Source organism: Microbispora cellulosiformans (genome assembly GCF_008728085.1).
Classification (GTDB): Bacteria; Actinomycetota; Actinomycetes; order Streptosporangiales; family Streptosporangiaceae; genus Microbispora; species Microbispora amethystogenes.
Genome location: NZ_VYTZ01000016.1, coordinates 1 through 19,272 on the forward strand (window position 1 = coordinate 1; position 19,272 = coordinate 19,272).

Consider the following 19,272-nt stretch of genomic DNA (forward strand, 5'->3'; position numbering starts at 1 on the left):
CCGAACCCGGAAGTTAAGCCCGCCAGCGCCGATGGTACTGCACCGGGGACGGTGTGGGAGAGTAGGACGCCGCCGGACAATTTTTTGAGGGGGGCCATCCCGGTCGGGATGGCCCCCCTTTTTTTGTGCCCGGATTCTCTGCGGCCCGGGGCTCGCCGTGGTGCGGCCTGCCACTGTCCCCGTCACCGCCACCCGTGCCTCCCACCCCCGCGGGCGGTGGCCGGCCCAGGGCCGACGGCGGTACCCGGCAGCGGGAATCGGTTGCGGGGGCTGGACGAGGCGGAGACGGGAAGTTCGAGTCCTCCGCGAACCTCGGGAAGTTCGGGCCCTCCGGGAACCTAAGGCCGTCTGTGCGCCTCTAACTCTTCGTGTGGCAATGCGTGTCGTCGGCTCCTGGGCCGACTCCCAGGATCTCCCAGCGGAGGCCGTCCGGCCGGCCCCGGGCTGCGGCCTGCGGTGGTGTGGACGCCCGCGACCGTTCTCGCAAATATTTTCGAAATGCGAATTCCCGGCCCTCGGACGAGGTGTCCGCCACACAATTCGATCACCTTCGCCGGAGGTTCGATTCGCGTCTCCGGCACCCGCCCACGGCGGCTCTACCAGCAAGATCTTATTTCCGGAACCCTTCATCGGCGGCGTCCGTTGTGATCTACTGAGGGAACGACGTCCTTCCTGATGACCGGGAAAAATGTTTGCGAAGGGTTCCGTGGGGTAGGCGGGTTCGAGAGTTACCCTGGAAGGGCTGAAACAGAATTGACGATGAAGACATACGCACTCGGCCTCTACATTATCCAACCAACAACCCTTAAACGGCCGGGCGTGTCGGTGGGGGATCGCTGAATCGTCGATTACGGTCCCGTGTGTTGGGACAAGCCCGGAAAAGGACAAGCCGGAAAAGGACGAGCCGATGGGGGCTGTGCGCAAGGTGGCAAGCTACCTTGGCCTGGGTGGGGCAGAGCAGTACGACGAGGCCTACACCGACGAGGACGAGTACGAGGACGACTGGATGCCGGCGGCCGAGCGCGCCGCCAAGCGTTGGCAGCCCAATGCCGACCCTGCCCACATCGTGATGGTCCGCCCGCACAAGTACGACGACGCCCTGACGATCGGCCGGCACTTCCGCGAGGGCCACACCGTGGTGATGGACGTGGCGGGCATGTCGACCGCGGAGGCCACCCGCATGGTCGACTTCGCCGCGGGCCTCGCCTACGGCTGTGAGGGCCGCATCGAGCGGATCGCGGACAAGGTGTTCCTGATCACCCCCGCGAACGTGGAGGTCTCCAGCGCCTGAACCGGCGCCCGGCTCCCGTGAATCGGACCGAAGGGCCCTCTCCCGTCATGGGAGAGGGCCCTTCGGCTGTACGGCGGAACGGCGTCAGGCGGCCCGTGGGCCCCGGCGCAGGATGGTGGTGATCTCCGTCAGGTCGCGGGCGGCGATGGTGGCCCGCTCCTCGGACTCCCTCGCGTACTCGTGCAGGGCCCAGACGGCCTTGTCGGCGAGATCGCCGAGCTTTCCGGCCCGTGACTGGACGTACCTCACGTCCGAGTGCTCCTGGATGCGGTGCCGCCACAGCAGGTGCCCGCCCACCGCGGCGATCACCAGGCCGCCGAGGGCCAGCGGCGGGTTGACCACGAAACCCCAGACGAAGACGGCGGCGGCGACGACCAGGAGCAGGTACGCCGGCCAGGGCCGGCCACGCTTGGGCACGCACTCGGTGACGAGGCGCTGCTCGGCCGCCGCCATCGACCCCTGGTCGGGACCCTCCGGCCGGAGCCGCACCGGGTAGCCGAGGATCGGCACGTCCAGCGCGTCCGGCGGGGGCTCGCGCACCACGTCGACGAGCGCCTCGGCGGCGGCCCGGACGGCGGGCGCCGCGACGTGCAGGGCGAGTGCGGCCAGGTGCGGATCGGCGTCGGGGCGCAGGTCCTCCAGCAGATGGCCGGTGAGCGAGCTCAGCGGCCCGTCGGGGCCGCCCTGCCCGATCAGCGCCCGGAGCACGGCCAGGGGCTCGTCGTCGGCCCACACGGTGCCGCGTACGACCTTGGTGACCTCGCCGGGCTGCCGGGTGGCGGTGATCGCGTCACAGCACTCACGGAGGCGCTGCAGCGTCACCGACGCCCGCAGGGAGCGCTCGATCTCGGCGACCTTCGCCAGTTCGGGGAACGGCTCCAGTGAGGGGGGCACGGACGTCTCCGGCCGGCCGGGCACGATGGCCTTCAGCCAGCGGTCGTCGCCGGCCGGCACGTCTACCGCGTCCAGCTTGCGCAGCACGAAGATCTTGCCGACCGGCCCGTACGCCCCCCGCGCGGCGGCGAGCCACAGGGCCCGCTGCCCGGGGGCCACCGGATGCTCCTCGGAGAGGTCGCCGAAGGCCGTGCCGAGCCAGGACGCGTGGATGCGGTCGCCCTGGCCGCAGACGGCGAGGGCGAGGCACAGGAACAGGGCGGTGCGCCGCTCGTCGAGCTGGGAGGCGAGGGCCAGCGGCTCCAGCGCGTCCCCGCCCGACAGGATCAGCACGAGGGTCTCGACGGCGGGCGCGAGCCAGTAGCCCGGCACGTCCGTGACGCCCGGCGGCAGCTCGGGCGTGGTCCCGTCGGCCGCCAGGCTGACGAGCAGCGCTTCGGCGTAGCGGTGCAACTCCGTGGCGTCGGCCACGTTTCCGGGGTCCGGGCTCGTGGTCAGATCCATGCTCACGCGGAACGCTCCCCGAGGGATCGGCTGGCACTCCCTTGCCCGCGCCAGACTAGACGCTCGGCGCGCTGACGAGGGGTAAGGCACGCCGGAGCGGGTTCGGGCACGCCCCTCACATCCGCTCGGGCACTTCGATGCCGAGCAGGTCGAGGCCGCGCAGCAGCACGCGCAGTGTGAGAGCCGCCAGGGCCAGGCGCGACTGCCGTACGGACTCGTCCTCGGCCTTGAGGACAGGGCAGCCCTCGTAGAACGAGGTGAACGCCTGCGCGAGGTCGAACAGGTAGTTGCAGAGCCGGTGCGGCTCGGACAGGTCGGCGACGGCCGCGACGACCGTGCCGAAGCCGAGCAGTTGCAGCGCCAGCGCCCGCTCGGCCGGGTGACCCAGCACGATCGGGCCGGTGACCGACTCCGGGTCGATCCCGCCGTTGCGGAAGATCGACCGGATGCGGGCCGTGGCGTACTGGAGGTACGGCCCCGTGTTGCCGGTCAGCGCGAGCATGCGGTCGAAGTCGAAGACGTACTCGCTGTCGTGGCTGACCGACAGGTCGGCGTACTTGACGGCGCCCATGCCGACCTGGCGGGCGATCTGCCGCCGGGCCTCCGGCTCGTAGCCGCGGTCGGCGATGACCGCCTCGGCCCGGACGACCGCCTCTTCGAGGAGGTCGGTGAGCTTGACCGACTCGCCGCTGCGGGTCTTGAACATCTTGCCGTCGCTGCCGAGCACGCTGCCGATCTGGACGTGCTCCGCCCTGACCTCGTCGTGCAGCCAGCCGGCCATCCGGGCCGCCGCGAAGACCATCTGGAAGTGCAGCGACTGGGTCGCGCCCACGACGTACAGGACGCGGTCGGCCTTGAGGTCGCGGACCCGGTAGCGGATCGCAGCGAGGTCGGTCGTGGCGTAGCCGTACCCGCCGTCGCTCTTGCGGACGATGAGCGGCAGCGGCTGGTCGTCGCGGCCGGTGAAGCCGGGCGGGAACACGCACAGCGCGCCCTCGCTCATCTCGGCCACACCCATGCGCTCGAGCTCGTCGCAGACGTCGGCGAGCATCGGGTTGTACTTGCTCTCGCCCGCGATGTCGTCGTCGGTCAGCGTGACGCCGAGCGCGCGATACACCTTGTTGAAGTAACGCTTGGTGTATTCGATGAACTCGTGCCACAGGCGCAGGGTCGGCGGGTCGCCGCCCTGCAGCAGCGGCACCCTCCGGCGGGAGCGCTCCTCGAACGTCTTGTCGGTGTCGAACTTGTGCCGCGCCTCCTGGTAGAAGGCGTTGCCGTCGCCGGCGGCCAGGCGGCCGAGCGCCTGCTCCTCGCCGATGTCGAGGAGGTGCTCGATGAGCATGCCGAACGGCGTGCCCCAGTCGCCGAGGTGGTTCTGCCGGATCACCTGGTTGCCGACGTGCTCGTGGGTACGCGCGAGGGTGTCGCCGACGATCGTGGTGCGCAGGTGACCGACGTGCATCTCCTTGGCGGCGTTCGGCGCCGAGTAGTCGACGATCACCGTCTGCGGAGCCGCCTGCGGCACGCCGAGGCGGTCGTCGAGCAGCCGCTGCCCGGCCTGCTCGGCGATCCAGCCGTCGCGCAGCGTCAGGTTGAGGAACCCGGGCCCGCTGACCTCGACGCTCACGTCGGAGGTGTCGAGGTGGTCGGCGACGGCCTGGGCGACCTCCCGTGGCGCACGTCGGAGCCGCTTGGCCAGGCTGAGCGCGACGTTCGCCTGGTAGTCGGCGAACTGTGAGGGCCTGATCAGCGGGTCTTCGGTGGCGTACTCCGAGCCGAAGGCGGAGCCCAGCGCCTGCTGGACCCGCTCGGTGAGCACGAGCTGCGGGTCGGTCATGCGTCAAGCTTATCGGCGCGCGACTCACGCCCGCCTGCCAGAATCGGCCGTCAGCCCGCCGCTCGTCTGACGGTCGCCCGCACGGTCAGCGGCGGCGGTGCGACCGGTTGCCCGAGGCGATCCGCTCGCCGATCCTGGCGACGACCCCCTGGGCCGACAGGCGGGCCGCGAGCTCGCAGGCGGCGGCCACGCCGCGGGCCCGCGACGAGCCGTGGGCGATCACCACCGTGCCGTTCAGCCCGAGCAGCACGGCCCCGCCGTGCGCCTCGGGGTCGAGCCGGCCGGCCAGCTCGCGCAGCCGGGCCCGTTGCAGCATCCCGCCGATCCGGGCGAGGCGGCTGTCCGAGATCGCCTCCCGGAACTGGTCGAAGGCGTACCGTACGGTGCCCTCCACCGTCTTCAGCGCGACGTTGCCGGTGAACCCGTCGGTGACGACGACGTCGGCCTTCCCGGTGAGCAGGTCGTGCCCCTCGACGTTGCCGACGAAGTCGATGCCGGGGGTGGCGTCGAGCAGTTCGTGCGCGCGCTTGGCGAGCTTGTTGCCCTTCTCGGGCTCGGCTCCGATCGTGAGCAGGCCGACGCGCGGACGCCGCGTGGCGAGCACGGCCTCGGCGTACGCCACCCCGAGGTGGGCGAACTGCACCAGCATCTCCGGCTTGGCGTCCGCCGTGGCCCCCGCGTCGAGCAGCACGGTGGGCTGGGGGAGCGTCGGCAGGCCGACCGCGATGGCGGGCCGTACGACGCCCTGCTGGGCCCGCAGGCGCAGCCGTCCGGTGGCGACGACGCCGGCGGTCGAACCGGCGGACACCACCGCGCAGGCGTCGCCACGCCGGACCAGGTGACACGCGACGGCGATGCTGGACCGCGGGCGCCGCAGGCTCGCCAGCGCCCCCTCGTTCATCGCCAGCGCCTCCTCGGCGCGGACGATGGGGATCTCGGTGACCGCGTCGTGCCCGGCCAGCTCCTGATAGAGCACCCGGGGATGGCCGACGAGCACGACGGGCACGCCGCGTTCGCGCACCGCCCGCACGGCTCCCGCGACGATCTCGCCGGGCGCGTGGTCGCCGCCCATGGCGTCGAGGGCCACGGGCAGCGCACGGCCGGTGGGTTGCATGGCCGAATCGTAGGCCGTCAGCGGCGCGTCCCCCGGTACACCACGATCTTGCCGAAGCGCGCATTGCCGGTGAGGCGGATCAGCGGGCCGTCCTCGGCGCCGTCCCCGCCGCTGATCGCGCGCTTGGAGAACACGGTGCCGCCCTGGTCGATCACCCTGGCGTTCGGGGGGACGGTGATGATGATCTTTCCGCAGAACGAGTTCACCTCCAGCGTCACCTCCCGGCCGGGCAGGACCGCCTCGTCGAGGTCGACGATCAGCGCTCCGAAGACCGCGGTGAGCTCGGTGTGCCGCCCGGCGATCCAGCGCCCGCGCCGTATGATCTTGCTGAACACCGCCGAGATCCGGAGCCGGTCGGTGGGCAGCGCGGACGCCTGGCCGGACACGTCCGGCAGATCCCTGATCAGCGGCACGAGCTCGCCCAGCGTCACGGCGTGGTAGACGGCGTCGAGCCTGTCGGCGTGTTCGAGGCTCGTCAGGCGGCCGGTGGCCAGCGCCTCGCCGAGCACGGCCGCGATCCTGTCGCGGTCCGCGTCGGAGGCGCGCTGCGCGGGGTCGTCGCCCGCGTACGGGGTGAGGTAGGTCACCTCGACAGCGTAGCTCTTAACGAGATATGTCGCGATAGCGCCGGTCGGGAACAGCGGGTCCGAGGGGTTGCGGACCGGCGCCCGCCGGGGGCGCCAGGCGGAGGTTGTCACGGACGCCACGCGCGCGTCGCCAAAAGCGCGCGGAAAAATTCCCCGCCGCGACCGGGCGCGGTGTTTACCGTAGCTTTCTGCTGCGAGGGGATTGGGGCGACCGTGAAGTGGTCGTCCGATGCTCGATATCCGGAATTTTCCGGTGCGTCGTCCGGCCTGGATCCCCCACTTCACCGGGCCTTCCGCCGCGAACCCCGGTGATAGAAATGCCGACGTCTTTGTCGGCGTGCCCGCCGACGCACGGGGGTTCTTGGGTTCGTCATTCCCACTCTCGTGAAAAGGAATATGAACCGGGGGCAAGTCAAATGAAACGACTGGTTAGGACAGCCGTCGTCGCCGTCGCTGTCGGCGTCGCCGGCATGGTCGCCGCGCCGGCGCAGGCCCAGGGGTGCGCGGTCAAGTGCACGAACACCCGGGTCGCGGCGGTGGCGAGCCTGCTGGCCGACCTGCGGGCCGGCGTGGTCGCCGGTGCGGTGGCCGGCACGAGGAGCGGAACGGCAAGCGGCACGACGAGCAGCACGACGAGCGCCGCGGCGGGTGACGCCGTCGCGCAGGCCGACGCCGCCGCCCAGGTGGCGGTGAACGTGACCGCCGCGCTCCGGGCCGACCTCGTCGCCGTCGCGGACCTCGCCGGCACCACCACGGCCGCTCTCACCGCGAAGGCGAACGCGCAGATCAACGCCGCGGCCGCCATCGCGGCCGATATCGCCGCCGACATCACGGCGGATGCCGCGGCCGACGCCGCCGCCAACGCCGCAGCCGCCGCGACCGCCGACGCGACGGTCACCGTCGACGCCACCGTGGTCGCCGCACTGGAGGCGCACCTGCGCGCCGCCCTTCAGGCGGTCGTCGACGCCACGGCCACCGTGGACGCGGCCGTGAGCGCCAAGGCGAAGGCCGCCGCGGCTCTCACCGCCCAGGTCGGCCGGCCGGTCGTCACGACGTCCGGCCGGGCCGCCGACGCCGTGGACGCCTCGGCCGCGGCCGTCGCCGCCGCGGGCGCCGACGTGAGCGCCGCGCTCGACGTCACCGCCAGGCTCAAGGCGCTGCTCAACCTGAACGGCGCCGCCGCGGCGACGGCCGGCAGCGCGGGCGGCCTGCTGACGCTGGTTCCGTGCGCCTGCGCCGACCCGGCCGGCGGCCTCACGAGCGGCACCCGTACGACGGCCGTCGACGCCGCGGCCCGCGTGAACGCGGACGTCCGCGCGGTCGTCGGGGCCACGGGGACCGTCACGAGCGTGCCGGCGCAGGGGACCGGTGCGGCTGCCGCCACGGCGTCCCAGGCCGCCTCCTCCGTGGCCGTCACCGCCGACGCGGCCCTGTCGGGCGCGGTGTCGTCCGCCCCGGGCCTGGTGTCCGGCGCCGTCCCGTCGGGGCGCATGCGCGGGTACGGCAACTGACCCACGAATCGAACACTCCGGCTTCGGCCGCGGAGAACGGCCGGCACCCGCTGAGGGCGCCGGCCGTTCGCGTCAGTTGGGCGACTCGGAGGAGACGCGCAGGTAGGTGCGCCGGGCGATCTGGGCCTGCAGGCGGGCCATCTGCCAGTGCAGGTCGATGAGCTGCTCGGCGACCAGCCCGACGGGCAGCTCCGAGGGATCTTCGGCGGCGAGACTGTCGATCGCCGACGCGAGGTCGCTCATCCCGGCCCTCCGCTATGTCGAATCTCCGTTCGAATCATAGTGGAACGCCGGGCCCTCCTGCATCAGGTTTCGTACACCGGTGCGATGTAGCCGCGGGCGAGCGTGTTGGCCGTGACGTTGAAGCCGACCACGGCGGGCGGCGTGTCGCCGTCCACGCCGAGGGACTCCACGCTCAGCGCGTGCACGGCGAAGAGGTAGCGGTGCGGGTGTCCGGGCGGAGGGGCCGCGCCGCCGTACTCCTTCGTGCTGAAGTCGTTGCGGGCGTGCCTGGCGCCTTCGGGGAGGCCCTTGAAGTCGGGGCCGTTGCCCGCTCCGGCCGGCAGTTCCGTGACGGAGGCCGGGATGTCGAACAGCACCCAGTGCCAGAAGCCGCTGCCCGTGGGGGCGTCCGGGTCGAAGCAGGTGACGGCGTAGCTCAGGGTGCCCTCGGGGGCGCCCGACCAGCGCAGGTGCGGGGAGACGTTCTGCCCGCCCATGCCCCAGTCGTCGAACACGTGGGCCTCGGGCAGCCTCTCGCCGTCCCGCACGTCGTCGCTCTCGACGGTCAGCGCGGGCACCTCGGGCAGGTGGTCGTACGGGATCGGTGGCGGCGTCGGCACGGTCACCCCTCCGTTTCTCTCAGGCTTTGTTGTACGCCTCCAGGACTTCCTGGGGGTCGCCCTGCATTCTGATCTTCCCCTTGTGCAGCCAGATAACGCGGTTGCACGTCTCCTCGATCACGTCGAGGTTGTGGGCGACCAGGAAGACGGTGCCGGCGGACTGGCGCATCTGCTTGATGCGGTCCTGGCTCTTGCGCTTGAACTCGCGGTCGCCGGTCGCGAGCGCCTCGTCGATCAGCAGCACGTCGTGCGTCTTGGCCGACGAGATGGCGAAGCGCAGCCGGGCGCCCATGCCGGACGAGTAGGTCGACATGGGGAACTGGACGAACTCCCCGATGCCGGAGAAGTCCACGATCTCGTCGTACTTCTCGCGGACCTCGGCGGGGGTCATCCCCATGGCGTAACAGCCGAGGATGATGTTGCGCTCGCCGGTCAGCTCCTTCATGAGGGCCGCGTTGACGCCGAGGAGGGAGGGCTGGCCGTTGGTGTAGACGGCGCCCTTGTGCGGCGGCAGGAGACCGGCGATCGCGCGCAGCAGGGTCGACTTGCCCGAGCCGTTGCGCCCGATGATGCCGATGGCGTCGCCGTGGTGGGCCACGAAGCTCACGCCCTTGACGGCGTGGACCTCCTTCATCTGCGGCCGTCCCTGGCGCCGCAGAAGGCGCATGAGCGCGTTGGCCGCGTTGCCCTTCTCGGCGTCGCCGGCCGAGCCGTACACCTTGTAGACGATGTGGAGGTCGTCGACGATGACGGTCGGCGTCCCGGTCGTGGAGTCGTGCGACTCGGGCTCCCGGGTCTCGGAGGGGGTCTGCGTCTTGGGGTCTTGGGGCGCCACCTGGGACAGCTCCTCGGTCAGCTCAGCCACGGCCGTACCTCTCCTCGGCCCGCCAGAAGTACCAGAAGCCGACGATCACCGCGAACACTGCCCAGAATACGCAAGTCACCCACGCCCAGCGCTCCGGGAAACGCTGGTAGATCAGCAGGTCGCGCATGAACTCGATGTAGGCGGCCGCCGGGTTGAACTCCAGCACCCAGCGGAGGATGTCGGGGAGCTCCCGGGTCTTGTCGTCGATCGCGTAGAAGACGCCCGAGGCGTACAGCCAGGTGCGGGTGATGAACGGCAGGAGCTGGTTCATGTCCCGCATGAACGCGCCGACGCGGGCCATGAACAGGCCGAGGCCGATGTTGAACACGGTCTGCATCGCCAGCGTGACCGGGACCAGGAGCCAGAGCCAGGTGATCGGCTCCCCCGTGACGAGCACCAGCAGGAGCAGCACGCCCATCGAGTAGCCGAGCTGCTGCAGTTCCTGCATGGTGTACGCGAGCGGGAGCGAGGCGCGGGGGAAGTGCAGCGCGCGGATCAGGGACAGGTTCGAGGAGATCGACTTGGCGCCGCTGATCACCGTGCGCTGGGTGAAGGTGAACACCATGACCCCGGTGATGAGGAACGCGGGGTAGTTGTGGATCGACTTGCTCTGCCCGAGGATCACGCCGAACATCAGCCAGTAGACCGCGGCGTTGAGCAGAGGCGTCAGCACCTGCCAGAGCTGACCGAGCATCGACTCGGAGTACTTCGACACGTTGCGCGACGTGGCGTACGTGAGGATGAAGTGCCGCCGGTCCCACAGTTGGCGCAGGTAGGCGGGCATGCTGGGGCGTGCGATGGCGCGTCGTAGTCCGTGACGCTCGGCGAGCGCGGCCAGCGACTCCGGGGCTCGGCCGCCACCCTGGGCCTCCGCGACCGCGGATTCCGGCTGGCTCATGGCAGTGACTCTATTGGATGGAGGTCGGTGGGACGGCTGTCGCACCGGACGTGGCTGCGACTGGTCAAAGGTAGCCCAGGACATCGTGACAGGAGGACCGGGGAAGGAGTGTCGCCGACACCGCGGGTCAAGGACTCGCACTCCGCTGGTGAATGTACGCTAAAGGGGGTTTTAGTGCCCTGCTGGGCGTTTAGGGTTGGCTCGCGGGACTGCGTGTGTGACGCCCGACTCGCGCACGTGTGACCGAACTGCAACGCGCCAGAGATACCTCTGGTGCGAGCGGTAAGGGATGCTCCGGACGACTGGCAGGACGTCAGCTGGTTTGACGGTGCCCGCAAACCCGGGGTCACACCAGCGTGAACGCCCATCCTAGAGGGAGGACCAAGATCCACTATGCGTGTGACTAGGGGCGTAAGGATTACCGCCGGAGCAGCGCTGCTGGCGCTCGCCGTGGCCGCCTGTGGCGGTGGTGGAGGGTCCGACAACTCCGGCTCAGGCTCCGGCTCCGCCGCGCAGCCGGTCCGCATCGAGATCGCCGAGCCGCAGAACGACCTGATCCCCGGCAACACCGGTGAGACCAGCGGCGCGGAGGTGCTGAACGCGCTCTTCATCGGCCTCGTCGACTACGACGACCAGAAGAAGCCGGTCAACCGGATCGCCGAGTCCATCGAGTCGACCGACCAGACCACCTGGACGATCAAGCTCAAGGACGGCTACACCTGGCACGACGGCACGCCGGTCACCGCCCAGAACTTCGTGGACTCCTGGAACTTCACGGCTTACGGGCCGAACCAGCAGCAGTCCAACTACTTCTTCTCGGTGTTCAAGGGCTACGACGCCATGAACCCGCAGGACCCGGACGGCGAGGAGGGCCCGAAGAAGGCCGCGGAGCCCACCGCGACCACGCTGTCGGGACTCAAGGCGGTCGACGACAAGACCATCTCGGTCGAGCTCACCCACCCCTACTCGGGCTTCCCGACGATGCTGGGCTACACCGCCTTCTACCCGCTGCCGAAGGCCGCCTTCGAGTCCGAGGGCAAGATGAAGGCCGACTACGGCTCGAACCCGATCGGTGACGGCCCCTTCAAGATGAGCAAGCCGTACAAGCGCGGCACCGACCAGACGGTCGAGATGGTCCGCTTCGACGGCTTCAAGGAGGGCAAGGCCAAGGTCGACGCGCTCCAGTACAAGATCTACACGGACCTGAACACCGCGTACAACGACCTGCGGGCCGGCAACCTGGACATCATGGACCAGCTGCCGCCGGAGCAGATCGGCGGCGCGAAGGCCGAGTTCGGCGACCGCTACATCGAGCAGCCGTCCTCGGGCATCGGCTGGCTCGGGTTCAACATCAAGACCGGTGACGCGTACGCCAAGAGCCGCGAGCTGCGCACCGCGATCTCGATGTCGATCGACCGGGCGACCATCACCGACAAGGTCTTCTCCGGCACCCGCGTCCCGGCCGACGACAACATCAGCCCGGTCGTCGCCGGTTACCGCAAGGGCGCCTGCGGCGAGGCGTGCACCTTCGACCCCGCGAAGGCCAAGTCGCTCTGGGAGTCCAACGGCGGCAAGGACGTCAAGTCCATCGACCTGAGCTACAACGCCGACGGCGCCCACAAGGAGTGGATGGAGGCGGTGGCCAACAACATCCGCACCAACCTCCAGGTCGAGGTCAACGTCAAGCCGTACGAGAAGTTCGCCGACATCCTCAACGACCTCGGTGACGGCAAGGTCAAGGGCGCCTTCCGGATGGCGTGGATCATGGACTACCCGTCCCCGGAGAACTACCTCCGCCCGATCTTCGGGACCGGCGGCAGCTCCAACTACGTCCAGTACTCCAACAAGGAGTTCGACGAGCTGCTCAACAAGGGTGACTCGGCCGCGTCCCTCGACGAGGGCGTGCAGTTCTACCAGCAGGCCGACGACCTGGCGCTGAAGGAGATGGCGTACGTGCCGATCTACTTCTACACCACGAACGGCGCGTTCTCCTCGAACGTGAAGAACGTCAAGATCGACCCGTTCGAGCGCATCGACGTCTTCAACGTCGAGCGGGCCTGACCGACGAGCTATTCGGGGGGTGGTCCTTGATCTCCCCCCGGTAGTCGACCATCCTCAGGGGCAGTCCATGACGACAGAATGGGCTGCCCCTGTTCATGACCGGGAGACCTCATGGGTCGCTACGTGATCAGACGCCTACTGCAGGCGATCCCTGTACTGGTGGGGACCACGTTCCTGCTCTTCGCCACCGTCTACGCGCTGCCGGGTGATCCCATCGCGGCCCTGGGCGGGGACCGGCGTCTCGACCCCCAGCTTGTGGCGCGCATGCGCGAGCAGTTCCACCTGAACGATCCGCTGCTCGTCCAGTATTGGTACTACATCCGCGACATCCTGTCCGGTGATTTTGGCACCACCTTCCGAGGGGTGCCGGTGTCCTCGCTGTTCGAGGGCAAGTTCCAGGTGACCTTCCAGCTCGCGATCACCGCCCTCGTGTTCGAGGCGGTCATCGGCGTGGGGCTGGGCCTGTGGGCGGCGCTCCGCCGGGGCAGGTGGCAGGACCAGGCCGTGCTCGCGGTCACCCTGCTGCTGGTCTCGATCCCGACGCTGGTGAGCGGGTTCGTCCTGCAGCTCGTGCTCGGCGTGAAGCTGAAGCAGAACACCGGCGTCGACTTCTTCCCCGTCGCCGGGATCCAGGACGGCATGCGGAGCTACCTCGTGCCCGGCCTGGTGCTGGCCGGGCTCTCGATCGCCTACCTCACCCGGCTCACCCGGACGAGCCTGATGGAGACGCTCCGCGCCGACTACATCCGCACCGCCGTGGCCAAGGGCATGTCCCGCCGGCGGGTGCTCGGCCGGCACGCGTTGCGCAACTCGCTCATCCCGCTGATCACCTATCTGGGCGCCGACCTGGGCACGCTGATGGGCGGGGCGATCATCACCGAGACCATCTTCAACCTGCCCGGCATCGGCCAGCAGCTCTTCCAGTCCGTCTACCTGCGCGAGAACGCGGTGGTGGTCGGTATCGTGACGGTGCTGGTCCTGGTCTACGTCCTGGCCAACCTGATCGTCGACCTGCTGTACGCCGTCCTCGACCCCCGGATCCGCTATGAGTAACGCGACTGTGGCCGAATCGGCCAAGGACAAGGACGCCAGGCCGCAGAAGGCCCGCCGGCCGGCCAGCCTGTGGTCGGACGCCTGGCACGACCTCCGGCGGAACAAGGTCTTCATCCTGGGGTCGATCCTCGTGTTGATCCTGCTCCTGATGGCGGCCTTCCCGTCGTTGTTCTCCTCCGTCAACGCCTACGACCCCTCCACGTGCGACCTGAGCAACGCGCGGGAGGGCATCACCTCCAAGCACTGGTTCGGCACCGACAACCTCGGCTGCGACACCTACTCCCGGGTCATCTACGGCGCCCGGGTCTCGGTCATCGTCGGCATCGCCACCTCGCTGATCAGCGCCGTCGTCGGGGGCGGGCTCGGACTGCTGGCGGGCTACTACAGCCGCTGGGTCGACGTGCTGCTGTCGCGGCTCGCCGAGATCTTCTTCGCGATCCCCTCGGTGCTCGGCGCGCTGCTGTTCCTGTCGGCCATCGGCCGGGAGAACGCCGGAGCCTTCACCGTGGTCCTCTCGCTCGCCGTGCTCGCCTGGCCCCTGATCCTGCGCATCATGCGGGCCGCGGTCATCTCGGCGAAGAACCAGGACTACGTCACCGCGGCCCGGGCGTTGGGTGCGGGGCCGGGGCGCATCATGCTGCGGCACATCATGCCCAACGCGATCGCCCCGGTGATCGTGACGGCCACCCTCAACCTCGGCGTGTTCATCGCCGCCGAGGCCGGCCTGTCCTTCCTGGGGGTGGGCGTCCAGCCGCCGACGATCTCGTGGGGCCTGATGATCGGAGACGCCCGGCGCCGGTTCCTGGAGGCGCCGGAACCGCTCATCTTCCCCGCGATCTTCCTGAGCATCACCGTGCTGGCGTTCGTCATGCTGGGTGACGCCGTCCGCGACGCGCTCGACCCGAAGCTTCGATAAGAGGGGCGGCAAGTGAAGAACCCATCTGTCGACACGCATCTGCTCCCGGCGGAGCGCGCGGGCGACGAACCCCTGCTCGCCGTGGACAACCTGCACGTCGAGTTCCAGACCCGCCAGGGCGTCGTACGGGCCGTGAACGGCGTCTCCTACTCGGTCGACGCCGGCGAGACGCTCGCGGTGCTCGGGGAGTCGGGCTCCGGCAAGTCGGTCACCGCGCAGGCGATCATGGGCATCCTCGACATGCCGCCGGCGCGCATCCCCAAGGGGGAGGTCCGGTTCCACGGCACCGACCTGCTCACGATGCCGGACGACGCCCGCGGCCAGATCCGCGGGCGGCGGATCGCGATGATCTTCCAGGACGCGCTGTCCGCGCTCAACCCGGTGTTCACCGTGGGCTGGCAGATCGGCGAGATGTTCCGCGTCCACCAGGGCATGTCCAAGCGGGACGCCCGCAGGAAGGCCGTGGAGCTCATGGACCGGGTCAGGATCCCGGGCGCCAAGTCCAGGGTCGACGACTTCCCGCACCAGTTCTCCGGCGGCATGCGGCAGCGCATCATGATCGCGATGGCGATCGCGCTCGACCCGGAGATCCTGATCGCCGACGAGCCCACCACCGCCCTGGACGTGACCGTGCAGGCGCAGATCATGGGACTGCTGGCGGAGCTGCAGCAGGAAAGCGACATGGGCCTGATCCTGATCACCCACGACCTCGGCGTCGTCGCCGACGTGGCCGACAAGATCGCGGTCATGTACGGCGGGCGCATCGTCGAGAACGCCTCGGTCTTCGACGGGTACCGCGCTCCCGCCCACCCCTACACCAAGGGCCTGCTGGAGTCGATCCCCCGGGTGGACCTCAAGGGCCAGGAGTTGTACGCCATCAAGGGCATGCCGCCGAACCTGCTCGACATGCCCACCGGCTGCGCCTTCCACCCGCGGTGCCCGTACCGCAAGGAGAACTGCGTGACCGACGCCCCACCGCTGTACACGGTCAGCGACACCCGCGGCAGCGCCTGCCACTACTGGAGGGAGGTTCTCGATGACGGCTCCAACTGAGTCCATCCTCGAGGTCCGCGACCTGGTGAAGCACTTCCCGCTGAACTACGGCGTCGTCTTCAAGCGGCAGGTCGGCGCCATCAAGGCGGTGGACGGCGTCTCCTTCGACCTGCGCAGGGGCGAGACGCTCGGAGTCGTGGGCGAGTCGGGCTGCGGCAAGTCCACGCTGGCCAAGCTGCTGATGGCACTGGAGCGGCCCACGTCGGGCTCGGTGCGGATCAACGGCAGGGACATCACCACCGCCAGGGGCGCCGAGCTCAAGCGGATGCGCCGCAACATCCAGATGGTGATGCAGGACCCGTACACCTCGCTGAACCCGCGGATGACGGTCGGCGACATCGTCGGCGAGCCGTTCGAGATCCACTCGGACGTCGCGCCGAAGGGCGGCCGGCGGCAGCGGGTGCAGGAGCTGCTGGAGGTCGTGGGCCTCAACCCCGACCACATCAACCGCTACCCGCACCAGTTCTCCGGCGGCCAGCGCCAGCGCATCGGCATCGCCCGCGGCCTGGCGCTCCAGCCGGAGATCATCATCTGCGACGAGCCGGTCTCCGCGCTCGACGTGTCGATCCAGGCCCAGGTGATGAACCTGCTGGAGCGGCTGCAGAACGAGTTCAACCTCGCCTACATCTTCATCGCGCACGACCTGTCGGTGGTCCGCCACATCTCCGACCGGATCGCGGTGATGTACCTCGGCAAGATCGTCGAGCTCGGGAACGACACCGAGATCTACGACAACCCGACGCATCCGTACACGCAGGCGCTGCTGTCGGCGGTGCCGGTGCCCGACCCGGAGGGCCGGGAGACCCGTCAGCGGATCATCCTGCAGGGCGACCCGCCCTCGCCGGCCAACCCGCCGTCGGGCTGCCACTTCCGCACCCGCTGCTGGAAGGCGCAGGACGTCTGCGCCGAGCAGGAGCCCGCGCTGGAGGTCCGCCCGGGCAGCGCGCATCCGAGCGCCTGCCACTTCGCGGAGGTCCGCGACGTGGTCAACGCCGAATAGGAGCCCCGCCGCCGGGTCAGCGCCCGGGCGACAGCCGTACGTGCGCGCCCGGGGGCAGGCCCAGGCGGTCGGCGGCGTCCCCGGCGTTGATCGCCATCGCGACCAGGCCGGCGGAGTCGGCGAACGCCACGAGGTCGCCGGGCGGCACGGCGGTGAAGGTCTCGCGGTACGGCACCGCGACCTGGCGGCGCCCCAGCCACACGGCCAGGGTGTCGCCGAGCCGTACGCCGATCTCGGCCAGGTCGGTCGCGGTGATCGAGAACTGGACGTTGCCGTGCCGGTCCACCGACAGCACCTCGCCCTCCGCCGCGCCGTCCCGCAGACGGCAGGTCGGCGCGGGCAGGCTCACCAGGCGGTCCACCGGCATCGGCGGCCCCACGTCGGCCACCGCCCGGCCGGCGCACAGGTGCGCGGCCACTGGTGCGAACAGATCGCGTCCCTGGAAGGTCGGCGAGACGTTGGCCAGGAACAGCTCCCTGTTGGTGATCTCGTAGGCCGCGTCGGCGCCGCCCGCGGCCCGGACGGCCCACGACAGGACGCCGTTGTCCGGGCCGACGAACACCCGCCCGCCCGCCTCGACCGCGACCGGGCGGCGGTTGCCGCCGACGGAGGGATCGACGACGGCGAGGTGGACGCCGGCCGGGAGATAGGGCAGGGTCTGCGCCAGGATGGCCGCGCCGCGCCGCACGTCCCCGGCGGGAACGAGATGGCCCACGTCGATGATCCGAGCCTGCGGTGCGATGCCCGCGATCACGCCGTGGCACGCGGCGACGAAGCCGTCCTCCAGCCCGTAGTCGGTCAGAAGCGTGATTACAGAGCTCACACCACGTGACACTACGTCGGCCTCCGTCCCTCTGCACACCCAGGGTCGTCCAACGTCGTGCGTCCCTTTACCATGAGGGGCGGGCTCGCGGCCGATCGAGGAGGAGCGGATGGACACCGAACCGACCGGCGGCGACGGGCTCGACCTCTCCGACCGCGACCGCGAGATGCTCGCGTTCGAGCGTCAGTGGTGGCGGTACGCGGGCGCCAAGGAGCAGGCGATCAGGGAGGCCTTCGACGTCTCCGCCACCCGGTACTACCAGTTACTCGGGGAGCTGATCGACCGGCCGGAGGCGCTGGAGCACGACCCCATGCTGGTCAAGCGGCTGCGCCGGATGAGGGCCGGCCGGCGGCGCGACCGCTCCGCCCGCAGGTTCGGCATGCACTCCTGAGACCCCCTGCCGTGGCTACCCCCGCCGGTTTCCACACAGCCGCGTCCCCGGACGAGACAGCCGGGGCTCCGATCATCGGTCGTCCGCCCGGCACCGCCCGGGCGTCCCGCCCACCTCTCCGGAACGAGGCCATGACTCTGCCCGCGCACCCAGGACTCGACGCGATCGTCGCCGATCCGGCAGGCGCCGTGATCGGGCTCGACTACGACGGCACGCTCTCCCCGATCGTCGCCGACCCCGCCGCCGCCCGCGTGCACCCCGCCGTGCCGGGCGTGCTGGCCGCGCTCGCCCCGCTCGTACGCGCCGTGGTCGTCGTCACGGGCCGGCCTCCCCTCACGGCCATCGGCCTGGGAGAGGTGCCCGGCGGGCCGTCGCTCGGGGACGTGCCCGGCCTGGTGATCCTCGGCCACTACGGCCTCGAACGCTGGGAGGACGGCCGCGTGACGGCCCCGCCACCGCCGCCGGGGCTCGACCTCGTACGGGCCCGGCTGCCCGTGATCGCCGCCGGCCTCGCGGGCGCGTGGATCGAGGACAAGGGCCACGCCGTCGCCGTGCACACCCGGCGGTGCGCCGACCCCGCCGCCGCCCTGGAGGCGCTGCGCGAACCGGTCGCGGCGCTGGCCGCGGAGGCCGGGCTCGCGGTGGAGCCGGGCCGCATGGTGCTGGAACTGCGGCCCGCCGGCATGGACAAGGGCCAGGCCCTCTCCGCCTTCCTCGCCGAGCGCGGCGCCCGCTCGGTCATGTTCGTCGGCGACGACCTCGGCGACCTCGCAGCCTTCGCCGCTGTCGAGGAGGCAGGCCTGCCCGGCGTGCGGGTGTGCAGCGGGTCCACCGAGGTGACGGCGCTGGCGGAACGCGCCGACCTGGTGGTGGACGGCCCCGACGGCGTCGTGGCCCTTCTCGGCGACCTGGTCGAATCGCTTGGCAAGCGGTCTGCAAGCGGGCAGGTCTAACGTCCGTGGCATGAACCGGAAGACGATCCCGGCCGGGCTCGCCGTGCTGACCGCCGCCCTCGCGGCCGCCACCCTGGCGGCTCCCGCGGCGGCCTCCGCGAGCGACCTCGGCGGCACCAGGCAGCTGCACCTGCGCAAGGGCCTCACGCTCACCATCCCCGCGTCGTGGCGGGTCGACACCGCCCACAAGGACTGGACCCGCGTCATCACCGGCTCGTGCCCCACCCGCGGCACCGTGGACTACGGTTTCCGCGACTCGGGGTGCCACAGCTTCTGGGTCCTGGGTCCCAAGGCCATCAAGATCGGCCATGAGCTGTTCAAGGCGTACACGCCGGACGGGCCGTTCTATCCCGCCACCGACGTCGGGCCCTGCCCGGTGCGGAAGAACCTCTACATCGGCCAGTCCAAGCTCGGCGCGAAGGGGCTGCGCCAGGTCGGGCCGGGGCACAAGGCCTACTACCGCGACTGGGCGGGGACGTGCGTGACGATGACGACGTTCAAGGTGAAGGCCCACTACCACCAGCGGGAGTGGTTCCTGCCCACGTCGAAGATCCTGATCGTCGACCAGTGGAACACCCCGGGCCTGGACGGGATCCTCAAGAAGGCCACCTGGCACTGACCTGTGCTGGCGCTGATCTGGCCAGGCACCGCTCCGCAAGCCGTCTCCAAGTGGCAGGGA

The 19,272-nt window shown here is 70.3% G+C and carries 19 protein-coding genes and 1 rRNA gene; 11 read left to right on the top strand and 9 right to left on the bottom strand.

Annotated features, from left to right (window positions below; translation table 11 throughout):
- Positions 1 to 78, top strand: a 5S ribosomal RNA gene (gene rrf / locus F5972_RS31120); the annotation flags it as partial.
- Between the two features lie 829 nt (positions 79 to 907).
- A complete protein-coding gene (locus F5972_RS31125) occupies positions 908 to 1,291 on the top strand; it encodes a cell division protein SepF (RefSeq protein WP_117409990.1) in 384 nt (127 codons plus the stop codon).
- Positions 1,292 to 1,375: 84 nt separating this feature from the next.
- On the opposite strand, the gene F5972_RS31130 is transcribed toward F5972_RS31125, so the two are convergent.
- The 4 genes from F5972_RS31130 to F5972_RS31145 all read right to left on the bottom strand — a co-directional run bounded on the left by F5972_RS31130 (position 1,376) and on the right by F5972_RS31145 (position 6,227).
- Positions 1,376 to 2,689 (bottom strand): hypothetical protein, encoded by a 1,314-nt coding sequence (locus tag F5972_RS31130; protein ID WP_150938955.1) that lies wholly within the window; start codon positions 2,687 to 2,689, stop codon positions 1,376 to 1,378.
- A 115-nt stretch (positions 2,690 to 2,804) separates the two neighbouring features.
- Positions 2,805 to 4,526, bottom strand: coding sequence for an arginine--tRNA ligase (gene argS / locus F5972_RS31135; protein WP_150938731.1), 1,722 nt, complete (start codon positions 4,524 to 4,526; stop codon positions 2,805 to 2,807).
- A gap of 85 nt (positions 4,527 to 4,611) precedes the next feature.
- Positions 4,612 to 5,640, bottom strand: a complete 1,029-nt coding sequence (gene plsX / locus F5972_RS31140; protein WP_150938732.1) for a phosphate acyltransferase PlsX — start codon at positions 5,638 to 5,640, stop codon at positions 4,612 to 4,614.
- Positions 5,641 to 5,657: 17 nt separating this feature from the next.
- The gene (locus tag F5972_RS31145; protein ID WP_191910397.1) at positions 5,658 to 6,227 is read right to left on the bottom strand and encodes a DUF1707 SHOCT-like domain-containing protein; all 570 of its coding nucleotides are present in this window, start codon (positions 6,225 to 6,227) and stop codon (positions 5,658 to 5,660) included.
- A 416-nt stretch (positions 6,228 to 6,643) separates the two neighbouring features.
- On the opposite strand from F5972_RS31145, the gene F5972_RS37560 reads away from it, so the two are divergent.
- The gene (locus tag F5972_RS37560; RefSeq protein ID WP_191910398.1) at positions 6,644 to 7,738 is read left to right on the top strand and encodes a hypothetical protein; all 1,095 of its coding nucleotides are present in this window, start codon (positions 6,644 to 6,646) and stop codon (positions 7,736 to 7,738) included.
- Positions 7,739 to 7,810: 72 nt separating this feature from the next.
- On the opposite strand, the gene F5972_RS37565 is transcribed toward F5972_RS37560, so the two are convergent.
- The 4 genes from F5972_RS37565 to F5972_RS31165 form a co-directional block, all read right to left on the bottom strand.
- Positions 7,811 to 7,981: a hypothetical protein gene (locus F5972_RS37565; RefSeq protein WP_191910399.1), complete on the bottom strand. Its 171-nt coding sequence runs from the start codon at positions 7,979 to 7,981 to the stop codon at positions 7,811 to 7,813.
- Positions 7,982 to 8,043: 62 nt separating this feature from the next.
- Positions 8,044 to 8,580: a YbhB/YbcL family Raf kinase inhibitor-like protein gene (locus F5972_RS31155; protein ID WP_150938733.1), complete on the bottom strand. Its 537-nt coding sequence runs from the start codon at positions 8,578 to 8,580 to the stop codon at positions 8,044 to 8,046.
- 19 nt (positions 8,581 to 8,599) lie between these two features.
- Positions 8,600 to 9,328, bottom strand: coding sequence for an ABC transporter ATP-binding protein (locus F5972_RS31160; protein WP_373868725.1), 729 nt, complete (start codon positions 9,326 to 9,328; stop codon positions 8,600 to 8,602).
- A gap of 109 nt (positions 9,329 to 9,437) precedes the next feature.
- The gene (locus F5972_RS31165) at positions 9,438 to 10,343 is read right to left on the bottom strand and encodes an ABC transporter permease (RefSeq protein WP_150938735.1); all 906 of its coding nucleotides are present in this window, start codon (positions 10,341 to 10,343) and stop codon (positions 9,438 to 9,440) included.
- A 393-nt stretch (positions 10,344 to 10,736) separates the two neighbouring features.
- On the opposite strand from F5972_RS31165, the gene F5972_RS31170 reads away from it, so the two are divergent.
- The 5 genes from F5972_RS31170 (at position 10,737) to F5972_RS31190 (ending at position 16,426) form a co-directional block, all read left to right on the top strand.
- A complete protein-coding gene (locus F5972_RS31170) occupies positions 10,737 to 12,404 on the top strand; it encodes a peptide ABC transporter substrate-binding protein (protein ID WP_150938736.1) in 1,668 nt (555 codons plus the stop codon).
- Between the two features lie 123 nt (positions 12,405 to 12,527).
- Positions 12,528 to 13,457 carry an ABC transporter permease gene (locus F5972_RS31175; RefSeq protein ID WP_263641876.1) on the top strand — a complete coding sequence of 310 codons (930 nt, stop codon included), beginning with the start codon at positions 12,528 to 12,530 and terminating at the stop codon, positions 13,455 to 13,457.
- Positions 13,450 to 14,373: an ABC transporter permease gene (locus F5972_RS31180; RefSeq protein ID WP_150938738.1), complete on the top strand. Its 924-nt coding sequence runs from the start codon at positions 13,450 to 13,452 to the stop codon at positions 14,371 to 14,373. The genes F5972_RS31175 and F5972_RS31180 overlap by 8 nt, the downstream gene beginning before the upstream one ends.
- Positions 14,374 to 14,385: 12 nt before the next feature.
- Entirely contained in the window at positions 14,386 to 15,426 is a 1,041-nt protein-coding gene (locus F5972_RS31185; RefSeq protein WP_150938739.1) for an ABC transporter ATP-binding protein, read from the top strand.
- Positions 15,410 to 16,426 carry an ABC transporter ATP-binding protein gene (locus F5972_RS31190; RefSeq protein ID WP_150938740.1) on the top strand — a complete coding sequence of 339 codons (1,017 nt, stop codon included), beginning with the start codon at positions 15,410 to 15,412 and terminating at the stop codon, positions 16,424 to 16,426. Before F5972_RS31185 ends, F5972_RS31190 begins: the two co-directional genes overlap by 17 nt.
- 16 nt (positions 16,427 to 16,442) lie before the next feature.
- On the opposite strand, the gene F5972_RS31195 is transcribed toward F5972_RS31190, so the two are convergent.
- Positions 16,443 to 17,249 carry an SAM hydrolase/SAM-dependent halogenase family protein gene (locus F5972_RS31195; RefSeq protein ID WP_150938741.1) on the bottom strand — a complete coding sequence of 269 codons (807 nt, stop codon included), beginning with the start codon at positions 17,247 to 17,249 and terminating at the stop codon, positions 16,443 to 16,445.
- A gap of 109 nt (positions 17,250 to 17,358) precedes the next feature.
- Here F5972_RS31195 and F5972_RS31200 point away from each other — a divergent pair, with 109 nt between their 5' ends.
- The 3 genes from F5972_RS31200 (at position 17,359) to F5972_RS31210 (ending at position 19,212) form a co-directional block, all read left to right on the top strand.
- A complete protein-coding gene (locus F5972_RS31200) occupies positions 17,359 to 17,640 on the top strand; it encodes a DUF3263 domain-containing protein (RefSeq protein WP_150938742.1) in 282 nt (93 codons plus the stop codon).
- Positions 17,641 to 17,771: 131 nt separating this feature from the next.
- Positions 17,772 to 18,593: a trehalose-phosphatase gene (otsB, locus tag F5972_RS31205; RefSeq protein ID WP_150938743.1), complete on the top strand. Its 822-nt coding sequence runs from the start codon at positions 17,772 to 17,774 to the stop codon at positions 18,591 to 18,593.
- A 10-nt stretch (positions 18,594 to 18,603) separates the two neighbouring features.
- The gene (locus F5972_RS31210; RefSeq protein ID WP_150938745.1) at positions 18,604 to 19,212 is read left to right on the top strand and encodes a hypothetical protein; all 609 of its coding nucleotides are present in this window, start codon (positions 18,604 to 18,606) and stop codon (positions 19,210 to 19,212) included.
- The last annotated feature ends 60 nt before the right edge of the window (positions 19,213 to 19,272 follow it).

What these genes read in the sequence shown, in the direction of transcription:
- F5972_RS31125 (WP_117409990.1), top strand. Translation starts at nt 908, where the DNA reads ATGGGGGCTGTGCGCAAGGTGGCAAGCTACCTTGGCCTGGGTGGGGCA.
- F5972_RS31130 (WP_150938955.1), bottom strand. Translation starts at nt 2,689, where the DNA reads ATGGATCTGACCACGAGCCCGGACCCCGGAAACGTGGCCGACGCCACG.
- argS (WP_150938731.1), bottom strand. Translation starts at nt 4,526, where the DNA reads ATGACCGACCCGCAGCTCGTGCTCACCGAGCGGGTCCAGCAGGCGCTG.
- plsX (WP_150938732.1), bottom strand. Translation starts at nt 5,640, where the DNA reads ATGCAACCCACCGGCCGTGCGCTGCCCGTGGCCCTCGACGCCATGGGC.
- F5972_RS37560 (WP_191910398.1), top strand. Translation starts at nt 6,644, where the DNA reads ATGAAACGACTGGTTAGGACAGCCGTCGTCGCCGTCGCTGTCGGCGTC.
- F5972_RS37565 (WP_191910399.1), bottom strand. Translation starts at nt 7,981, where the DNA reads ATGAGCGACCTCGCGTCGGCGATCGACAGTCTCGCCGCCGAAGATCCC.
- F5972_RS31165 (WP_150938735.1), bottom strand. Translation starts at nt 10,343, where the DNA reads ATGAGCCAGCCGGAATCCGCGGTCGCGGAGGCCCAGGGTGGCGGCCGA.
- F5972_RS31170 (WP_150938736.1), top strand. Translation starts at nt 10,737, where the DNA reads ATGCGTGTGACTAGGGGCGTAAGGATTACCGCCGGAGCAGCGCTGCTG.
- F5972_RS31180 (WP_150938738.1), top strand. Translation starts at nt 13,450, where the DNA reads ATGAGTAACGCGACTGTGGCCGAATCGGCCAAGGACAAGGACGCCAGG.
- F5972_RS31190 (WP_150938740.1), top strand. Translation starts at nt 15,410, where the DNA reads ATGACGGCTCCAACTGAGTCCATCCTCGAGGTCCGCGACCTGGTGAAG.
- F5972_RS31200 (WP_150938742.1), top strand. Translation starts at nt 17,359, where the DNA reads ATGGACACCGAACCGACCGGCGGCGACGGGCTCGACCTCTCCGACCGC.
- otsB (WP_150938743.1), top strand. Translation starts at nt 17,772, where the DNA reads ATGACTCTGCCCGCGCACCCAGGACTCGACGCGATCGTCGCCGATCCG.
- F5972_RS31210 (WP_150938745.1), top strand. Translation starts at nt 18,604, where the DNA reads ATGAACCGGAAGACGATCCCGGCCGGGCTCGCCGTGCTGACCGCCGCC.